Genomic DNA, 18,182 nt, shown 5'->3' on the forward strand with positions numbered 1-18,182 from the left:
GAGGCCATGCGACCCGACACCCTGCTCTTCCACGATGACTTCCGGCTTGCGCCCTACTGGTGGGACGCAGCGCCGCCCGAGACGGCACGCGAGCCGCTGCCGGATAGCGTCGATCTGGTGATCGTCGGCAGCGGCTACTGCGGCCTGTCTGCCGCTGCGCAAGCTGCGCGCGACGGCGCGAGCGTCGCGGTGCTCGATTCGGCCGAGATCGGCGCGGGAGGCAGCACCCGCAGCGGCGGGATGGTGTCGAGCGGACAGAAGCTCGCTTTGACCAATGCGATACGCGGGGTCTCCGCGGAGCGCCTCGTGCGTCTGATGCGTGAATCGGCGGCGAGCTTCGAGTATCTGCAACGCCTGATTGCCGACGAAGCGCTCGACGCCGATTTGCAGATTACCGGCCGCTTCTTCGGCGCCTTCACAGAGCGGCATTTCGAACACCTGCGCAAACAAGGCGATCTGTTGCGCGAGAAAACCGGCGTCACGGTGCACCTCGTGTCGCGCGACGAGCAACGCTCGATCATTGGCTCTGACTACTACTACGGCGGCATTCTCGTCGACGAATATGGCGGCCTCCATACGGCCAAATATCATCGTGCCCTGCGCGGACTGGCCCGGCGCCGCGGCGCCAGCCTGCATTCGCACGCTGCGGTAGAACGAATCGAACGCAGTGGCGCGCATTTTCTCGTGCATACCGTACGTGGAAAAATCGAAGCAAGGCAGGTACTGGTGGCCACCAACGGCTATACGGGACGCTTGCTACCGTTCGTCTCGCGGCGCGTCTTGCCCGTCGCGAGTTATCAGATCGCGACTGACGCTCTGCCGGCGGGCCTGATGGACGCGCTCAACCCGGGACGCCGAATGATTAGTGATTCGAAGCGAAATCTGTTCTATACACGCCCCTCGCCGGACGGCACCCGGATGATCTTCGGCTCGCGGCCGGCGATCCGCGAAGTGGACGAGCGCGCAGCCGCGAGGCTCCTCTACGCCAAGCTGATCCAGCTCTGGCCGGCGCTGCGCGACGTGCGCATTACGCATGCATGGAAAGGCTACGTTGCGATGACCGGCGACAAGCTTGCGCATATCGGCGTGCACGACGGCATTCATTACGCACTCGGCTGCAACGGCAACGGCGTCGCGTTGATGAGCTATCTGGGGCAGCGCACCGCGCGGCACATCCTTGGCTTCGACGCCGCCCCAGGCGCGTTCGGCGAAGGCGAGTTTCCGCTTAGCGTGGCGGGCATGGCGAGCCGATGGGCGGTGCCGGTCGGCACCGCGCTCTACAAGCTCGACGATCTCTGGAACGGTCGCGCACGCGCCACCCTCTCCTGAAACAGACCTGGACATTGCGTTGACTTCTTTGTAATACCCTTCAATCGGTGGTCCTTTCGACGGAGCAAACATCATGCGCTTTCGCCACTTTCTGCGTCTCATTGCGATAGTCGTTCCTCTTTCATTCGCGGCGCTCACCCAGGCGCATGCCGAGGATGTGGGCACTCTGACACCCGGCAAGCTCGTTGCCGGCGTGGATGCAAACAACAAGCCCTACTCGTATATCGACGACGGCAAGATGACCGGCTTCGACGTCGAATTGCTGCGCGCCATTGCGGCAAAACTCGGCCTCACCGCGGACTTTCGTGCGCAAGACTTTAGCGGCCTGTTGCCAAGCGTAGCGAACCAGCAGATCGATCTTGCTGCCGGCTCGATTTCGATCACTAAAGACCGCCTGAAGATGGTCGATTTCTCCGAGGGCTACCTGACGGGTCTGCTAAGCGTCGCGACCTTGCCTGGCAGTCCGATCACGAGTGACCCAGCCTCGGTAAAGGACAAACGGATCGGCGTCGTGCAGGGCACCATCGAAGATACGTATTCGGATAGCTACCTGCCCGGTGCGCAAATCGTGCGCTTTCCGAATCTGAATGCAGGCTTCCTGTCGCTACGCTCCAAATATATTGACGGCTACTTCGTCGACAAGACGCTCGTCGAAGGTCTGCAAGGCAAGTATCCGCAGATGAACATCGCCGACAAGCTCGATATCTCAGCGGTCAATCTGCCCGCCGGCTTTCCGGTGCGCAAAGGTAACGCCAAGCTCGAAGCGGCCTTGAACAAGACCATTGACGAACTCGTTGCCGACGGCACCTGGCTTAAGCTATACCTGCAGTTCCATCCGGGCTATCCGAAGCCGGCCAATCTGCCGCCGTATGCAATGAAGACCGGCAGTTAGCCGGGCCGTAGCCGCGACGCAACCGGGCGGCGTCTAACGCGCCGCCGACGCTCAAAACAGGAGCGCGCCATGAATGCCTTTTTGCAGAACTTTCTCGACTGGCCGTTGTTGATCGGGTCGTTGCCTTCATTGCTCTGCACCGGCCTCGTCAATACGCTCGTGCTGTCGCTGTTTTCGACGGTACTGGGCATTATGGCGGGCATGGTGCTCGCGCTGATGGCGGTCTCGCACACGCGCTGGCTGATGTTGCCGGCGCAGATCTTCATCGACGTGTTTCGGGGCCTGCCGGCCGCGCTGGTCATCCTGCTCGTAGGTCAGGGGCTGGCTCCAGTCGGGCTTGCGATCTTCGGTCCAAACCCTTATCCGCTCGCCATCGTTGCGCTCGGCCTGATTTCGTCGGCCTACATAGCAGAGATTTTCCGCTCGGGCATTCAAAGCGTGGGACGTGGGCAATTGTCCGCCTGCCAGGCACTTGGCATGACCTATTGGAGCAGCATGCGGCATGTGATCGTGCCGCAAGGCATTCGCCGTATCTTGCCGGCGCTTGCCAACCAGTTCATTTCGATCGTCAAGGACTCGAGTCTCGTCTATTTTCTCGGCCTGCTGACCTCGCAGCGCGATCTGTTCACCATTGGACAGAACACCTCGGTCAATACGGCGAATCTTTCGCCGCTAGTCGCGGCCGGTGTCGTGTATCTGCTGATCACGGTACCGCTCACGCATGCAATCAATCATATCGACCGTTGGACCAATCGCCATGCCAATCCACGGCAAGGCGGTAAAGCACGGGGCACCATGCTCATGACGCGCAGGCAGCGTAGATCTGTCCAGGCATCGGCAAGCGAGGCCGCCGTCGCTGAAACACGTCACTAAACACAATCTCTATCTGGGCAGCAACCTATATGGGACCACAAGTCGAGACTGTCGCTAGCGATACCACGCCGCCGGCTGAAGTCGATGTCGTCGTGATCGGCGGCGGGATTATCGGCGTGAGCACCGCGCTCTACCTGAGCGAAAAGGGCTTACGGGTAGCGCTCTGCGAGAAGGGGCATATCGCGGGAGAACAGTCGAGCCGCAACTGGGGCTGGGTGCGTGTCACTCATCGCGACATGCGTGAATTCGAACTGAGCATTGAAAGCCTGAAACTATGGCGCGGCCTGGACCGTGCCCTTGGAATCGAGACCGGCTTCAACCAATGCGGCATTCTCTATATGACCGAGGACGAAAAGGTCATGGAGGGTCATCGCACGTGGCTCGCGAATGCACGCGCGCTCGCAGGGGATGCGTTCGATACGCTCGAGGTCGATTCGAAGGCAGTCGCCTCGTTACTTCCTGGCGCGGCGAAATTGTTTAGAGGCGGCTTATACACACCGGGCGATGCCCGCGCCGAACCACAACGCGCTGCACCGGCGATCGCCAATGCTTTGCGTAAGCGCGGCGTGAAGATTCTGACGCCCTGCGCAGCACGCGGTATCGAAACGAGTGGCGGGCGCGTCAGCGCGGTGGTGACCGAGCACGGCACGATCCGCTGCCAGAGTGTCGTCGTGGCTGGAGGTGCGTGGTCGCGGCTCTTCTGCGGCAATCTGGATGTCGATGTGCCTCAATTGCTGGTGCGTGCCTCAGTACTACGAACCGATCCGCTGGAAGGCGGCCCGACCACCAGCGCAAGCAACAAGCAGTTCGCGTTTCGCAAGCGGGCGGACGGTGGATATACCGTGGCCTATGGATTCCGTACCTACACCGACCTCACGCCCGATTGCTTTCGCCTGTTCTTCAAGTACCTCGAAGCATTGAAAAGCCAGCTGGGCGCATTGCGGATCGGGATCGGTGCGCGCTTCTTCGACGAGTTGCGACGCCCCCGGCATTGGGCGCTCGATCAGACTTCGGTGTTCGAACATGTCCGCACGCTCGATCCGGAACCCATCGTCCGCTACGTCGATGCGGGACTGCACGAGTTCATCAAGGTGTTCCCGCAGTTTAGTCACGCACGTATCGCGCAGCGTTGGGCGGGCTATATGGACGTCACACCCGACGCCATTCCGGTGATCTCGGGGGTCGACAAGGTACCCGGGCTGTTTATCGGCACCGGCTTTTCGGGTCACGGCTTCGGCATCGGTCCGGCTGCGGGAAAGCTGATGGCCGACCTCGTGGCAAACGATGCGCCACTGGTCAATCCCCACGCGTTTCGTTTGAACCGCTTTAGCGACGGCACGAAAATCGTCATCGATGCAGGTTTCTAGGGAGGATCATATGCAGAAGGTAGCGATGATTTCCGGCGCGAGCCGCGGTATCGGCCGGGAAATAGCGGACGAACTGGACCGGCGCGGTTATCTGTTGTCGCTGGGCGTGCGCAACCCCGCGGGGTTCAACGACAGCTACGCCGACAGCCTCGTCTTCGGGTACGAAGCGCGTGATCCGGAAGCGGGACGTCGTTGGGTCGATGCCACTATCGAACGGTTCGGCGGCATTAACGTGCTAATCAGCAACGCTGGAATCTGCAAGCCCATCAGTCTGGAAGACGGCACGGACGAGCTGCTCGAAGAGACCCTTGATATCAACGTCAAGGCGCCGTTCAGGCTGATTCAGGCAGCGTTGCCGCATTTGCGCCGTGCAGGCAATGCGCGCGTCATACAGATTGCGTCGCTGTCGGGCAAACGCGTAAAGAACCTCAACGCGGGCTACCAGATGTCGAAGCACGCGATCATCGCGCTCAATCACGCGGTACGGCGCGCCGGTTGGGACGACGGAATCCGCGCTACCGCGATTTGCCCAGGGTTCGTCAATACGGAAATGGCAGCCGGTATTGCAGATCTGCCGCCTGAGGCAATGACACAGCCGGACGATATCGCGCGTCTCGTTGCCAACACAATAGAAATGCCCAACTCGGCGAGCGTCGCCGAGATTCTGGTCAATTGCCGTCATGAGGATTTGTTTTAGCGCAGCGCAACATTTCGAGCCGAAAGATGGTCGATGCTAAAACGTGACAATGCTGTGACGCAACAGACAGGTCGCATTAGGCCCTTTAATCGTGCCTCTTATGCAATTCCTAAATTGGCGCTTTTGCAGCGTCCAATTAAGTCAGTTTAATCGCGTGCAACGAGATTGTTGACGCGTCCCTCGCCTGTCACAAGGCAACTCGACAGGAAATTCTGCCCTTGTCCGCTGGAAGCCGCGTCGGAGAAACCCTTATCCATTGCGCCCAGTCTGACCAGCTCAGCGCCTTTCGCGCAGGAGATCGAGCCCTCTTCACCAGCCTGCGCATGGGTTAATGCCCGGCCTGCGGTCAAATACGCAAGGAGCATCAGTACTGCAATATTAAATACGCGTCTCATGGTTTGCCTCCTCTGACGAGAAGACTAGCGCGAACCATGCTCACACGATGTTAGGGGTTTCCCGATCAGCGTTAAGCCGATAATCAGTCAATAAGGACCCCGCACTTTGCTGCTTACGGGTTTTCCCTTTGTCAAAATGACATAGGACATGCTGCGGTGCATTATCGTGCGGCGCAGCAATTCAAAGATGCGTGGAGGTCCCTTAAGAGCGTGGGTGGTTTACTATCCGAGCTTGAACCCGACTCAGATCGATCGGGACACGTGGAGAAAGCGATGCTTCCAGCAGCGCAAACGTATGAGACATTGGCCGCCACATTCGCATGGCAGATACCGGATCGCTACAACATTGGCGTGGACGTGTGCGACAAATGGGCCGACGGCTCGGGGCGCCTCGCGCTGATCTACGAGGATCGCGACGGCAGCGCTATGCACTATAGCTTCGACGACCTCAAGGCTCGCTCCAATCAGTTTGCCAATGCCTTGCGCCGCTGCGGAGTCGAGCGGGGCGACCGGGTGGCGATCTTCCTGCCGCAATCGCCCGAAACTGCGCTTGCGCATGTGGCGGCATATAAGGCCGGCTGCGTCGCCGTGCCGCTCTTCGCGCTGTTCGGCGTCGACGCTATTCAATACCGGCTCGCGGATAGCGCCGCAGCCGCTCTCATCACCGATGCAGCAGGTCTGCAAAAGCTCGCTGAAATACGTCACACGCTGCCGGAGCTGAAAGCGGTGTATTGCATCGACGCCAATCAAGCCGCCGCGGCCAGTGACGTGCACGCGTTCTGGGAAGCCCTCAACGTAGAGTCCGATGCGTTCGAGCCAGTGGACACCTCGTCCGAAGATCCCGCGGTCATCATCTACACCTCCGGCACCACGGGCAAGCCAAAAGGCGCGCTGCATGCACAACGCGTATTGCTAGGGCATCTGCCAGGCGTGGAACTGTCGCAGGCCTGCTTTCCGGCACAGGCGCAACTGATCTGGACGCCAGCCGACTGGGCGTGGATCGGCGGTCTCTTCGATGTGCTACTGCCCGCGTGGCATCACGGCGTGACCGTCCTTGCGCGCCGCTTCGAAAAGTTCGACGGCGAAGCCGCGTTCGACCTGATGGCGCGCCATGCAGTCACACACACCTTCCTGCCGCCGACCGCGCTGAAAATGATGCGCACAGTCGCGCATCCCGAGCGCTGGAAGCTCGCGTTGCATGCGGTGGCGAGCGGCGGCGAATCGCTTGGCGAAGAACTGATCGCGTGGGGGCGCGCCGCGCTCGGCGTGACCATCAATGAGTTCTACGGGCAAACGGAGTGCAACGTCGTGGTGTCGTCGTGCGCGACGCTGTACCCGCCGCAGATTGGCGCGATCGGCAAAGCGGTGCCGGGCCACGACGTTGCGATCGTCGACGATGATGGCCAGCCCGTGCCGGACGGCATGATCGGCAACATCGCAATTGCCGGCCCCGATCCGGTAATGTTCCTCGGTTACTGGCGCAACGAGGCCGCCACGCGCGACAAATTCCGCGGACGCTATCTGCTAACCGGTGATCTCGGCCAGCGTAATAACGAGGGCTTCATCCGCTTCGTCGGACGTAACGACGACGTCATCACTAGCGCTGGTTATCGCATCGGCCCGGCGTCGATTGAAGACTGCCTGCTGCAACATCCGGCAGTCTGCATGGCCGCGGTGGTCGGTGCGCCAGATGCGCAACGCACGGAGATCGTGCTGGCATTCGTGGTGCTGAATGCGGGCTTTGTGCCGGGCGACGATCTGGTGCGCGACATACAGCAGCACGTCAAGACGCGCCTTGCCGCGCATGAATATCCACGCGAGATACGCTTTGTGGAAGGTTTGCCGATGACCGCAACCGGCAAGGTAATTCGCAAGGAGTTGCGTGCGAGTCTCACGGTGCCCGGCGGAAAAGCCCCGTAAAATACGCGGTCTCAACGCCTCGGCGTAACCCACGGGATAATCGAATTGCAAAGCCTACGTGCAGACGAAGCACTCGCCTACCCGGGCTCTCTGCTTGATACCAAAGGCCGCATCGTCGCGCCGTACGATCTCGAGCAGCGCGACGCCGAGATCGGCGAGCACGTCGCGCTCGCGAGCCAGGCCGGCATCCTCAACGCAGCCGCCCAGCCATTCGAACTCGACTACTCGCAAATCGCTGTTGCTCATGTGATCAACGGCATGGGCGTGACGCTCGGCGATTCGATTATCGGCTTGACCGCGCTGGCAGCGATCCGGCAGATCTACCCGCACGTGCGCTTCGTCGTGTACCGGCCGGAACTGGCGCCCGCTTACGTCGAACAACTCTATGCGCTCGCCGAAGGCCACGTTGCGAGCACTCGCAGCTTGCCTTGGCCGCTTGCGGATATCCCACGCGAAGAAGTGCGTATCGACCTCGGCAACCAGCTCTTCTGGCCTCGCTTCATGTCGTTGCCGATGATCGATTTTTTCCTCGATGCGCTCGGTGTGCCGCCCTCGAGCGTGCCGTCAGCGAACAAGGCCAACCGCTGGCTCCAGACACTGGAGCTGCCTTCATTGCCCGAGGCGTGGCGCAACCGTCCATATGTGCTGTTCTGTCCAACGGCCAGCACGCCGATCCGCAGCATTGCGACACCGGTGCGTAGCGCACTCGTGAGCCGCTTGTTCGAGCAGTTCGGCTTTCCCGTGATTGGCTTTGGACCTGTCGATCATCCGCAGTATGTGGATGTGACAGCAGCATCTCCAGGCACTGCAGACTTTCTTACGTGGGTCAGACACGCGCGTTACGTGCTGACTGCAGACACCGCGGCCGCGCACATTGCAGCCGGATTCGACGTGCCCACGACGGCGTTCTTCACGACGGTCGCACCTGAACTGCGGGTGCGCGACTATCCGTTGTGCCGCCCTGTCACGCTGGAGTTGCCCGGATTGAGCAATGTGCAGGCAAGCGATCGCGAGCAGGACATGGCGCGACTGAACGCGGCGTATCAAGAGGCGATGAACAGCGAGTTGCCCTTCGCACCGCTGCGACCAGCGTCGGAATGACGACGGCCCTGCAACCACCACCCGGGACAATATAAACCGACGCAACCGCGGCCCAGGCACGCCCAATGCTGGGTAGTTCTCGTACCACAACCATCTACCGGAGGAGAACTATCATGCCCTACTTACTCGGCTGGCTACTTGGCGTACCGGTAATCGTCCTCGTCATCCTTTATCTGATCTTTCACTGACATCACCGTCTCAGGCAGAGGTGCATGTGGCTACCCGCAAGGGTGCGGCTACCTCACCTCTGCGAAAATAAAGTTAACCACCCGCAAGCAGCACCGGCCAGCCTGTTAAACAGGTCCAGGTCGTATCGCGCTGCATGACTGGTGCGCGCGTCTTGATTGTGATTTTCAGCCTCGTACAATGTGATCCGGCATGTGATGTCATGTCGGGCTGATGCAGCGTCCTACGCTGTGCGGCACTCGAAAGACGATTGCGTTCGAGGAGCACATTCATGGCAAACAGCGAGTATTTGTTGTCGCATCAGGAACTGGTGAAGGCCGTGATCATTCATCAGAACATTCACGATGGATTCTGGCGCCTTAACATCAACTTCAACGTCGTTGCCACACACGGCAAGCAGATGCCGGACCCCTGCCTGTCTGTGACCATTCAGGGCATCGGCATCATGAAGGCGGACCCCACCGATGAGATGGCAGTAGACGCGGCGCTCACCAATCCGGAGAAAATCGAACCTGTTCAGGAAGCAATGCCGGAAGCTACCGCCGGCATGCAGTTTTGCCGCGACGTCTACCGCAAGGTTGCGGTCCATCTCGACGACGCGGCGAGACCGATCAGCGCGGCGACAGCCGTCGACCTGCGTGCGCGGCTACATAAATGAACGCGAACCCTCTTCGCAACACCACACGCTAGTTGCGCCGCGCCGCCCGCATCATCACCACATAAAGCACTGCACCCACCGCTGCACCGATCAGCCACCCGAAGTTATTGGCGGGCAACACGTGCAGCAGTTGCGTGCAGAGTTCCCAGCCCACCGAGATGATGCCGGAAATGACCAGCGCAGCAATGCCCACCTTGTTCCAGCCGCCGTCGTAATAGAAGCGTCCGGCCGGCGCCATGCTGTAAAGCTCGGCCGTTTCGATCTGCTGCTTCTTGATGAGGTAGAAGTCGGCCATCATCACACCATATAGCGGCGCCAGCACTGAGCCAAACACGCTGACGAAAATCGTAATCGCCTTGGGACTGTCAACAAAAATCCACGGACACACGAGAACCGCAAGAATCGAGGCCACGAGGCCGCCCTTCTTGAAGTCGATATGCCTGGGAAAAAGATTCGCGATGTCGTAGGCAGGAGAGACAAAATTGGCAACGATGTTGATGCCCATTGTCGCCACGATAAACGTCAGGCTGCCGATCACCACGGCCACCTTATTCTGGATGTGAGCGACGATTGCAACCGGGTCCATGATCATCGAGCCGAACACGGTCGCGCTGCCGGAGGTCACGATCACTGTGATGATGGCGAATACGATGAAATTGACCGGCAGGCCGAGAAAATTACCTACCTTCATCTGACGCTCGCTCTTGGCAAAGCGCGAGAAGTCGCCGAAGTTGAGCAACAGCGCAGCGAAGTAACTCACCACCAGCAGCGTGGCATTACCCATGCTGGCGAACTGCTCGCTGCCGGACAGTACCTTGCCGCCGAGCGTGAGACTCAGGCTGCCCAGCCCCGCTTGCGAAAGAATCCACGCCATCAGCGCGAACATCACCACATATACAGCCGGGCCGCAGAAATCGATGAACTTGCGGATCGCCTCCATGCCGCGCTGGAAGATGATCAGCTGGAACACCCACATGAACAGGAAGCTGACCCAGCCAAGTCCGTCGAGGCGCAGGAAGCTGAAGTCGTGCAGCGCCGCAGCCGCTGGAAAAAACAGAATGACGAGCGTCGCCACCGCTTTCGACGCAAAGTAGGTTTGCACGCCGTACCAGACAATGCCCACCACACCGCGGATAACCGCCGCGAGGTTCGCACCCATGACGCCCATGCTGACGCGGGCCATGACCGGAAACGGAATGCCATGCACATAACTGGGTTTGCCGACCAGGTTCATCAGCACATACACGACCAGAATGCCGATGGTGAGCGCAATCAATACCTGCCAGCCGGATATGCCGAGAAGAAACAGGCTTGCCGCAAACGTGTAACCGCCGACGCTGTGGACATCCGACATCCACATGGCAAAGATGCAATAGCCGGTCCACGTGCGTTTGTCGAGCGGAACCGGTGCGAGGTCATGGTTGTACAAACGCGCGTCGGTCTGTGCCGCCTGCCCGCCGGTGCCATGCGGGGCGCTACCATCGATAAGCGGTGAGGTCGACATGTCTTCCCCTGTTGCTGTACCTGACGATTGAATCCCGGCGCAATGCGCTGCCATGCTGTGCCGGGTTGTGGACGGGCTGCGTTCCGACGACCTGCCGCTTGCCATTGCAACAATATAGATTGTTCTACGAAAAAAATGACCGTGCCGAAATAATCAGCCATGTTTTACGGGGGAAAGTGCAAAGTGTGGGATGCACGCCTGTTCGGATGCTTAGGCGTGCTGGTGGAGATTGGCGAGCCCGCTACTGCAGGTGCTGTCCACCATTGATGGCGATGTTGGCGCCGGTGACGAAGGCCGCCTCCCGCGAGCATAGATAGAGTACGAGCGCCGCCACCTCCTCGGGCTGCCCAAGCCGTCCCACCGGGATCTGCGGAATGATCCTGGTGTCGAGCACTTCTTGCGGCACCGCCATGACCATTCTGGTGGCGATAAATCCAGGCGACACGGTATTGACCGTGACACCCTTTTTCGCCACTTCAAGTGCCAGAGATTTGGTAAAGCCATGCATGCCCGCTTTCGCGGCGGCATAGTTCGTCTGACCGAAGCCACCCTTGGAGCCGATAATGGACGAGATATTGACGATGCGCCCCCAACCTCGCTCCACCATGCCGTCGCAAACCGGTTTCGTCATGTTGAAAAGCGAATCGAGGTTGGTGCGCAGAACTGCGTCCCAGTTGACCTTGTCGAGTTTCTTGAAGCTGGCGTCGCGCGTGATGCCGGCGTTATTGACGAGAACATCGACATTGCCCACTTCCGCTTGAAGCTTTTGGGCAACTCGCTGACATGCATCGTAGTCCGCAACATCTACTTCGTAAGCCGGAAAGCGGCGCCCGGCCGCTTCCATCCGCGCCAGCCAGGCTTGCGCACCGGTGTTAGCGGGTGAGTACGTCACCACTGTCGTATAACCTGCGTCATGCAGCTTGACGGCGATGGCTTCACCGATACCACCCATTCCACCCGTCACCAATGCGATCTGGCTTGTCATTGCGGCTGCCTCGCGTGAGAGGATGCTGATCCGGTCACCGCGTGTTCAGCCTTCCCGGCCACTCACCCGGTTGTTGCGCCCGATGCGTTCGATGTGCGCGGCAGCACCGCTTCGAAGCCGCCTTCGGCCATGTTGACAGCTTGCCGAACCGACTTGTTGACGCTGTCGTAAAACGCGCCGCTCGAATCGATCAGCTTTTTCAGCGCAGCGACAGCCGCTTCGGAACCCGCCGGCGCCTGCTTCGACATATCTTCGAAGAGCGCCTGCACCCGGCGATTGTGCGCTTCGTACTGCGCCGCTGCAATCGCTGCGAATCCCGTCTGGGTGCCCACTGCAATCTCATACACGCGATACTGCCAAGCCTGGATTCGTTCGGCAAACCCACCGCCGGGACTGGCCTGCTGCGCGAAAAACGCCTGCGGGTCAGCGGCGGACAGCAGTTTATGCGTGTCGGCAAGGGCCGATCTGGCCACCTGCAGATTCAACACGGTCAGCTTCTGGAAGCTCTCGAAGGACAGGTTTGCCAGACCGTAAAACGTTTCGAGGCTGGCCTTTTGAGCCGCGGCAAACTGCTCCGGAAACAACTCATTCATCTTGAAGCTCCTTAAGGCGACTCGTATTTTTAAATAAGCATAACAAACTAAGTTACCGCTCTCTCAGGTTCTATACCAGCACGTCCGCTCAAATTACCGCTATCTGGAAGCCTCCTCGGGATCGTACAGACGGTGACGCGGCTTCCCGCGCTCCGGGTCGATATCAGTGAATGCGGCCAGCCGCTTTCAGGAACGAGTAACCCTCACGGGTCAAACGCGGCAATGCCTCGCCGGAGCCCGCGTGTTCGAGACTGACGAGTTGGCGCGCGAGCAGAACGTCGAGATCGGCCCGATCAACCTCCAGTTGCGCCGTGGCGTCCTTAACCAGCATCAGCGTTGCGAATTCATGAGGGCTCAGCATCTTTGTCTCCCAAGCTTTTAGGGGCTGCCTTGACGGGATTCTGACGGTCAGCCGTCGCGTCCCGAAACCTGACTCATTGAACGGATTACCGCAAATGCGACTCCTCGCCGGATCGACACGCGTCGCGTATCGAGGGAAGTCATCTTAATTCGGGCCAGCGCAAAATATCAATATGTGGGAAATGGCTTTTGAGATAAGCCGCGGCTGATGACCGGCGTGCGCGATCTCGGTGAAATATGCGCTTTGCCAGAACCGGCAAGCGTTTGAACGTAGTTGCGGCGGCAAGTCGAGCACTGCCGGACAAGTCGCCGCCAGGGTAAACAGGTAGCCCGTATATATGAATACCGGACTGGATCGACGCGCTTATCCCCGCCAGCGGCCAGCCGGGTTTTTCTGACCAGTACCGGGACGGACGCAATCGGCGCAATGCTTCGCCGCGTCGCGAACCATGAAGTGAACCAGCGTCTGCGACACATTCAGCGCGCGAGCCGTGTCCTGCAACGTCTCTTCACGCAGGCGCACGAACTCGAAGGCAGCACGCGTGCGCTCAGGCAACTGGGCCAACGCAGCGAACGCGTGGCGCAGCGCATCGCGAGTCGCTAGCGCCGCTTCGGGACCCGGGTCAGACGAAGCGATATCGAGGCCGTCCTCTGCGTCAGCCTGCCAGGTGCTTTCGAGCGTCTCGCGATCGCACGCATCCATCGCGGCATTGCGCACCATCCGCGTGACATATGCCAACGGTTGACGAATTGCATCCTGGTTGGGAAAAGCCACGAGCTTGACGAACACGTCGTGCACCACATCTTCGGCGCGGCTGCCGCAACCGACGAACGAGGCCGCGAGCGTCACCAGCGACGGGCGATGTCCGATCAGCACGTCCAGCAACGCACCGCCGCAGCCGCCCGCAGCGTCAGCGGTCTGGCCCGGTTCCCGGCGACGTTTGCCGGTCTGCGGTAGGGACGCGCGCGGCGTGCGGCCACGGTGCAAAACCTGTGCGGGTCCCGCTAGTCCATCCGCCATCGATCCAGCCTCCGTTAATCCATTGAGAGGCCGTAATCTAACTTAAATGCGAATAATTCTCAATATCATTTAAAAGTGCCATCACCCGCCAAAGGGACGAGGCGTTCCTGCGTCGACCATGCGACGCACGTGGCATAACCCGCAGGCGCAGCGAGCCACGTCGCCGCGAGATTCCGGGCCTCGTCAGGCACGTGATCGCGCAAACGTACCTGCGTACCCTCACGCGGCAGGACCGTCAGACGTTGCAACCCACGCACCACGCCGACGCCTGTTGTCTTGAGCAAGGCCTCCTTCGCGACCCAGGCGTCGTAGAAGTGCTCGAGACGTTGGTCCGCAGACGCCTCGTCGAGCCAGGCCGCTTCGCTGCCCGCCAGCGTCAGCGAGGCAAGCGAGCGCCAGTCGAGATGCGCGCTGCGCTGCTCGATATCCACGCCTACCCGGCGTCGCATGGATAGTGCGATCAGACCATGCGCGCCCGAGTGCGACACGTTGAAATCCAATGACGTGGTTTCAGCCAGCGACGGACGGCCCATGGCGTCGCGCACAAGCCGCAGCGCGTGCGGCGCGGTGGCGAGCGTACTCGCGAGTTGCTCTCGCAAAGCGGCGCGCACCGTCGCGAAGCGAAGCGCATCTTCGCTGCGGCGAAACACGCGCGCGTGCGCGCGCTCGTCGCCGGAAAGCACGCTGAACGCTTCGTCAGCGAGCGTTGCGGCGAAGTCGATATCGACTCGCCACACCTGAACATCGGACGGGCCGTCATGCAACAACGGAAAGAGAGGAATGCGTTTCATCGCGGGGTGCGGATGCGTTGCCCGGCGGGCGTGCGGAATGCGCCACTGTACCCGATACGGGACAGCCACTTTACAGATCGCCTGCTTCGGAAGCCAGCCAGACAGGCCTGTCACGGCCCCGCTCCCCCATCAGAGGGATATTCGATGCTGAGGACTCCGCTCAACATACCGAGACCATCCCACCGGTCCGGTGAGCGAGAAGAACACTGGCCGACTGCGCATCTGCAGTTCCCAAAGGCGGTAGACCGGTTCACGAACAAAGCATCCTCTGGAGAACAAGTATGGGCAAAAAAGTGGCCGAAATCATCGTGGAAACGCTCGCCGCGGCTGGCGTAAAGCATTGCTACGGGATCGTGGGCGACACACTGAACCTTATCGCTCACCACATCAACGAGAGCGACATCGAGTGGGTCCATGTGCGCCATGAAGAGGCGGGAGCATTCGCTGCCGAAGGCGAAGCCATGTTGACCGGCAACCTGACGGCCGTTGCCGGAAGTTGCGGGCCTGGCAGTCTTCACTTCATCAATGGTCTGGTGGACGCCAACCGCAACCGTGCGCCGGTGATCCTGATTGCAACCCAGGTGGCCAGCGAGGAAATCGGCTTCAACTTTCCGCAAGAGGTCGACTTCAAGGCGATCTACGGATCGTGCAGCGTGTTCTGCGACATGATCATCACGCCGGAGCAGGCCCGGCGTAAAACGGTGATTGCGTGTCAAACCGCCATTGCAAAAGGTGGCGTGGCCGTGCTGATCGTTCCGGTTGACATCTCCCACGCCACTGCGAGCGACGCGGTGCCGTATTCGGTCCACACGAATGTGCCCATGGTCCGGCCAAATGACGCGGACCTCGACCGTGTCGCCGACATTCTCAACTCGGGCGAGAAAGTTGCCATCTACGGCGGCTCGGGATGCCGCGGCGCCCACGCTGAAATTCTCGCGGTGGCCGAGCGGCTGAAGGCGCCGATTGCACACACGTCGCGCGCCAAGGACGTGCTTGAACACGACAACCCGTACAACGTCGGCATGACCGGCATTATCGGCAGCGAAGCGGGTTACCTGGCGGTGTCCGAATGCGAGACCTTGCTGTTGTTGGGTGCGGACTTCGCATGGCGGCAGTTCTACCCGGAGAAGGCCAAAATCGTTCAGATCGACATCGCACCCGATCACCTCGGCCGCCGGCATCCGGTCACGCTAGGGCTGGTTGGCGATATCAGGTCCACCATGGAAGCGTTGTTGCCACGCCTGAAACCGCGCACGTCCACCGAGTTCCGCGACAGGCTCGTCGCACGGCATGCCGATGCGCTGGAGAGCCACCGGTCCAAGGCGGTCCCGTCGGACCGTGGGACGATCCCTCCCATCTATCTGACCGAGTTGATCAACCGGCACGCGGCGAGCGATGCGATCTTCTGCGCCGACGATGGCACCCCCACCGTCTGGTTGTATCGGCACATCGAAACGAACGGAAAACGCCGCGTGTTTTCGAGTCTGCTACACGGCACGATGGCGGCTGCTCTGCCAATGTCGCTGGGGTTGCAAAAGTGCCAGCCCGGACGTCAGGTGATTTCGATGTCCGGCGACGGCGGTCTTGCCATGCTGTTCGGTGAACTCATGACGGCCGTGCAGGAGAAGCTGCCCATCAAGGTGGTCGTGTTCGACAACGGCAAGCTCGGGTTTATCGACATCGAACAGAAGTCCGAAGGCATGCTGCCGCTCTACACAGGGTTGCAAAACCCGGACTTCGGTAAGGTCGCCGAAGCGATCGGATTCTGGGGGCGCACGGTGACGAAGGCCGATGAGCTCGAAGATGCCGTCGTGACCTGGTTGAAGGAACCGGGCCCCGCACTTCTGAACGTCAAGGTGGATACGATGACGCTCGTGATGCCGCCGAAGATCGATTGGGGCTCCGCGTACGGGATGGTCCTGTACTCAGCGAAAGCGATGTTGCAAGGCCAATCCGCCGATGTCTTCGCCATGATCCGGGAAAATTTATAAGGTTTGCCAGGCGAATTCGATACGGAACGAACCATGAAAGACAGTGCAGACGATCAACGGTGGCAGCAAGTGCTGGCCTTGTTGGCACCCGTGTCGCCGCTTGCGGTCGTCAGGGCCGCCGAGGCCCGTTGGGCCTTGGCGGCGGCGGACCGGCGACGTCAGGATTCCGTACGAAACTCCACACGGATCGAGATCCTCGAGCGCATATCACCGACCTCCATCGTGGTGGCTCTCGCTGACGCGACATCGGGCAGATATGGCGACCAGACCTGGACTTTGCGCGTCGCCCGCCGCAAAGGCGTTTGTTCGCTGAGCGGCGAGACGTTCCTGGCGGGCGACCCCGTCTATCGCGCAAACGTGCGGCGGCGCAACATGGCGATTGCCCGCCAGGCGATATCCGCAGCCGCCATTGCTCGCCTCGAGGCTGGCATGTCCTCTCCGAACCCGAAAGGTTCGTGGTAACCCGAACCCGGTCCAACCCTGGGTAGAAAAGCGTCCCAAAGGGGGATAGATTGCTGACTAGAATAATCGTGTTCTAACGAACGACAGGAGACGTGCGGGAGATGTCAGGCCACGCACGCGCCGGACTGAATGGAGCCTGAAATGGTGCGCACAGATCTGGCAGTACTCGTAGGCGTCGCGATTCTCGCGTTAGTCAGCCTGCTTGCGTGTGGCTTTTACGTGCACCGGTGTAGCGATCGCTACCGCAATCGCAACCGGAAACGGCGCTCAGGGGCGCCCATCAAAGTTAGGCCTGCGATCCAGCGCATTGACGAATTGCGCGCGAAAGCGGAGGCCACCATGGGCACACAGCTCAGCCATCGTTGCAAAACCTCGCTGTATCGCGTGATATCCGGGCACGGGCGTGACGAAAGCATCGTGTTCCTGATGGCCGACAGCCGCATCGCCGCGCAAAAGGAAGCCATTGCCGCGCTGGCCGCAATCCATTGCATTGCTCCCCACGATGTCTCTCTCCACGGCCTTGCCTCATTTCGTGACCTGATAGATGGCGGTGTCAGCGAGGATGAGGACCTGCGCATATTCGAGGTTGCCTGGGAGGGTGCAAGCGTCACCGTATGGGCCGAACATCCACTGTTCCTGACCGACGATCCCAGCCTGCTTGGCAAGTGGGCCGAGCTGTATGGAGATCTTGCGCGAGAGCTGGCTACAACTGCGATCGAACGGGCGCGCAGCTAACGGACACGGCACACGGTGTACGCGCCACCCACCGGCAGGATCGGGGGCCGGCGTTGACCCACCACAGCTCCAGACAATCGGGGCGCAGCCTGCAGGCTGCGCCCCGATCTTCATACGCCATCTGAAAGTCGATCCATAAGGCATCTTCAGGATTGCCTGGTTTCCAGAATTATCAGGCTTCGTTCCTGCGCCTGATCGCCCATGGCGTTGCTATATCCCCGCCTGCTCAACCTGGAAGAATCTACGCACACCCTATCTCGCGCGCAGTCAGGTATTTATTACCCATCACCAGGGTTTGACCCAGAAATTTTTGCTTGCTTAG

At 60.3% G+C, this 18,182-nt stretch carries 18 protein-coding genes; 11 read left to right on the plus strand and 7 right to left on the minus strand.

What is annotated here, in order from left to right; genetic code table 11:
- The first annotated feature begins 6 nt into the window (after positions 1-6).
- The 5 genes from P3T24_RS30165 to P3T24_RS30185 all read left to right on the plus strand — a co-directional run bounded on the left by P3T24_RS30165 (position 7) and on the right by P3T24_RS30185 (position 5,158).
- On the plus strand, positions 7-1,329 hold the full coding sequence (locus P3T24_RS30165; protein ID WP_429288915.1) for an NAD(P)/FAD-dependent oxidoreductase: 1,323 nt from the start codon (positions 7-9) through the stop codon (positions 1,327-1,329).
- Positions 1,330-1,402: 73 nt separating this feature from the next.
- Positions 1,403-2,221, plus strand: a complete 819-nt coding sequence (locus P3T24_RS30170; protein WP_074267398.1) for a substrate-binding periplasmic protein — start codon at positions 1,403-1,405, stop codon at positions 2,219-2,221.
- Between the two features lie 69 nt (positions 2,222-2,290).
- A complete protein-coding gene (locus P3T24_RS30175; protein ID WP_429410560.1) occupies positions 2,291-3,094 on the plus strand; it encodes an amino acid ABC transporter permease in 804 nt (267 codons plus the stop codon).
- A 29-nt stretch (positions 3,095-3,123) separates the two neighbouring features.
- Positions 3,124-4,461: an NAD(P)/FAD-dependent oxidoreductase gene (locus tag P3T24_RS30180; RefSeq protein ID WP_429440305.1), complete on the plus strand. Its 1,338-nt coding sequence runs from the start codon at positions 3,124-3,126 to the stop codon at positions 4,459-4,461.
- A gap of 10 nt (positions 4,462-4,471) precedes the next feature.
- Positions 4,472-5,158 (plus strand): SDR family NAD(P)-dependent oxidoreductase, encoded by a 687-nt coding sequence (locus tag P3T24_RS30185; protein WP_429410558.1) that lies wholly within the window; start codon positions 4,472-4,474, stop codon positions 5,156-5,158.
- A gap of 146 nt (positions 5,159-5,304) precedes the next feature.
- Here P3T24_RS30185 and P3T24_RS30190 read toward each other — a convergent pair whose 3' ends face one another.
- Positions 5,305-5,553 (minus strand): hypothetical protein, encoded by a 249-nt coding sequence (locus tag P3T24_RS30190; protein WP_074267394.1) that lies wholly within the window; start codon positions 5,551-5,553, stop codon positions 5,305-5,307.
- 273 nt (positions 5,554-5,826) lie between these two features.
- On the opposite strand from P3T24_RS30190, the gene P3T24_RS30195 reads away from it, so the two are divergent.
- The 3 genes from P3T24_RS30195 to P3T24_RS30205 all read left to right on the plus strand — a co-directional run bounded on the left by P3T24_RS30195 (position 5,827) and on the right by P3T24_RS30205 (position 9,418).
- Entirely contained in the window at positions 5,827-7,473 is a 1,647-nt protein-coding gene (locus P3T24_RS30195; protein ID WP_429440307.1) for an acyl-CoA synthetase, read from the plus strand.
- Between the two features lie 45 nt (positions 7,474-7,518).
- Positions 7,519-8,574, plus strand: coding sequence for an ADP-heptose--LPS heptosyltransferase (locus tag P3T24_RS30200; protein ID WP_429440309.1), 1,056 nt, complete (start codon positions 7,519-7,521; stop codon positions 8,572-8,574).
- 457 nt (positions 8,575-9,031) lie between these two features.
- On the plus strand, positions 9,032-9,418 hold the full coding sequence (locus P3T24_RS30205) for a hypothetical protein (RefSeq protein ID WP_074267391.1): 387 nt from the start codon (positions 9,032-9,034) through the stop codon (positions 9,416-9,418).
- A 28-nt stretch (positions 9,419-9,446) separates the two neighbouring features.
- Here the strand turns inward: P3T24_RS30205 and P3T24_RS30210 are convergent, their stop codons facing one another.
- The 6 genes from P3T24_RS30210 to P3T24_RS30235 form a co-directional block, all read right to left on the minus strand.
- On the minus strand, positions 9,447-10,922 hold the full coding sequence (locus P3T24_RS30210) for an NCS1 family nucleobase:cation symporter-1 (protein ID WP_429440311.1): 1,476 nt from the start codon (positions 10,920-10,922) through the stop codon (positions 9,447-9,449).
- A gap of 241 nt (positions 10,923-11,163) precedes the next feature.
- Positions 11,164-11,907 carry an acetoacetyl-CoA reductase gene (phbB, locus tag P3T24_RS30215; protein WP_429440313.1) on the minus strand — a complete coding sequence of 248 codons (744 nt, stop codon included), beginning with the start codon at positions 11,905-11,907 and terminating at the stop codon, positions 11,164-11,166.
- A gap of 62 nt (positions 11,908-11,969) precedes the next feature.
- Positions 11,970-12,500, minus strand: a complete 531-nt coding sequence (locus tag P3T24_RS30220; protein ID WP_429440315.1) for a phasin family protein — start codon at positions 12,498-12,500, stop codon at positions 11,970-11,972.
- Between the two features lie 163 nt (positions 12,501-12,663).
- Positions 12,664-12,861: a hypothetical protein gene (locus P3T24_RS30225; protein ID WP_074267387.1), complete on the minus strand. Its 198-nt coding sequence runs from the start codon at positions 12,859-12,861 to the stop codon at positions 12,664-12,666.
- A 363-nt stretch (positions 12,862-13,224) separates the two neighbouring features.
- On the minus strand, positions 13,225-13,881 hold the full coding sequence (locus tag P3T24_RS30230; protein ID WP_429440317.1) for an RNA polymerase factor sigma-70: 657 nt from the start codon (positions 13,879-13,881) through the stop codon (positions 13,225-13,227).
- A gap of 65 nt (positions 13,882-13,946) precedes the next feature.
- Positions 13,947-14,672 carry a 4'-phosphopantetheinyl transferase family protein gene (locus tag P3T24_RS30235; RefSeq protein WP_429440318.1) on the minus strand — a complete coding sequence of 242 codons (726 nt, stop codon included), beginning with the start codon at positions 14,670-14,672 and terminating at the stop codon, positions 13,947-13,949.
- Positions 14,673-14,953: 281 nt separating this feature from the next.
- On the opposite strand from P3T24_RS30235, the gene P3T24_RS30240 reads away from it, so the two are divergent.
- The 3 genes from P3T24_RS30240 to P3T24_RS30250 all read left to right on the plus strand — a co-directional run bounded on the left by P3T24_RS30240 (position 14,954) and on the right by P3T24_RS30250 (position 17,860).
- Positions 14,954-16,663, plus strand: a complete 1,710-nt coding sequence (locus P3T24_RS30240) for a thiamine pyrophosphate-dependent enzyme (RefSeq protein ID WP_429288904.1) — start codon at positions 14,954-14,956, stop codon at positions 16,661-16,663.
- 33 nt (positions 16,664-16,696) lie between these two features.
- Complete coding sequence (locus P3T24_RS30245) at positions 16,697-17,125, plus strand: DUF3331 domain-containing protein (RefSeq protein ID WP_074267383.1); 429 nt, start codon at positions 16,697-16,699, stop codon at positions 17,123-17,125.
- A 339-nt stretch (positions 17,126-17,464) separates the two neighbouring features.
- A complete protein-coding gene (locus tag P3T24_RS30250) occupies positions 17,465-17,860 on the plus strand; it encodes a hypothetical protein (protein ID WP_254368967.1) in 396 nt (131 codons plus the stop codon).
- Positions 17,861-18,182: the final 322 nt, after the last annotated feature.

The organism is Paraburkholderia sp. GAS33 (assembly GCF_050436645.1).
Classification (GTDB): Bacteria; Pseudomonadota; Gammaproteobacteria; order Burkholderiales; family Burkholderiaceae; genus Paraburkholderia; species Paraburkholderia phenazinium_B.

Bases quoted from the DNA above. Each gene is read 5' to 3' on its own strand.
- P3T24_RS30165 (WP_429288915.1), top strand. From the start codon at position 7: ATGCGACCCGACACCCTGCTCTTCCACGATGACTTCCGGCTTGCGCCC.
- P3T24_RS30170 (WP_074267398.1), top strand. From the start codon at position 1,403: ATGCGCTTTCGCCACTTTCTGCGTCTCATTGCGATAGTCGTTCCTCTT.
- P3T24_RS30175 (WP_429410560.1), top strand. From the start codon at position 2,291: ATGAATGCCTTTTTGCAGAACTTTCTCGACTGGCCGTTGTTGATCGGG.
- P3T24_RS30180 (WP_429440305.1), top strand. From the start codon at position 3,124: ATGGGACCACAAGTCGAGACTGTCGCTAGCGATACCACGCCGCCGGCT.
- P3T24_RS30185 (WP_429410558.1), top strand. From the start codon at position 4,472: ATGCAGAAGGTAGCGATGATTTCCGGCGCGAGCCGCGGTATCGGCCGG.
- P3T24_RS30190 (WP_074267394.1), bottom strand. From the start codon at position 5,553: ATGAGACGCGTATTTAATATTGCAGTACTGATGCTCCTTGCGTATTTG.
- P3T24_RS30195 (WP_429440307.1), top strand. From the start codon at position 5,827: ATGCTTCCAGCAGCGCAAACGTATGAGACATTGGCCGCCACATTCGCA.
- P3T24_RS30205 (WP_074267391.1), top strand. From the start codon at position 9,032: ATGGCAAACAGCGAGTATTTGTTGTCGCATCAGGAACTGGTGAAGGCC.
- P3T24_RS30210 (WP_429440311.1), bottom strand. From the start codon at position 10,922: ATGTCGACCTCACCGCTTATCGATGGTAGCGCCCCGCATGGCACCGGC.
- phbB (WP_429440313.1), bottom strand. From the start codon at position 11,907: ATGACAAGCCAGATCGCATTGGTGACGGGTGGAATGGGTGGTATCGGT.
- P3T24_RS30220 (WP_429440315.1), bottom strand. From the start codon at position 12,500: ATGAATGAGTTGTTTCCGGAGCAGTTTGCCGCGGCTCAAAAGGCCAGC.
- P3T24_RS30225 (WP_074267387.1), bottom strand. From the start codon at position 12,861: ATGCTGAGCCCTCATGAATTCGCAACGCTGATGCTGGTTAAGGACGCC.
- P3T24_RS30230 (WP_429440317.1), bottom strand. From the start codon at position 13,881: ATGGCGGATGGACTAGCGGGACCCGCACAGGTTTTGCACCGTGGCCGC.
- P3T24_RS30235 (WP_429440318.1), bottom strand. From the start codon at position 14,672: ATGAAACGCATTCCTCTCTTTCCGTTGTTGCATGACGGCCCGTCCGAT.
- P3T24_RS30240 (WP_429288904.1), top strand. From the start codon at position 14,954: ATGGGCAAAAAAGTGGCCGAAATCATCGTGGAAACGCTCGCCGCGGCT.
- P3T24_RS30245 (WP_074267383.1), top strand. From the start codon at position 16,697: ATGAAAGACAGTGCAGACGATCAACGGTGGCAGCAAGTGCTGGCCTTG.
- P3T24_RS30250 (WP_254368967.1), top strand. From the start codon at position 17,465: ATGGGCACACAGCTCAGCCATCGTTGCAAAACCTCGCTGTATCGCGTG.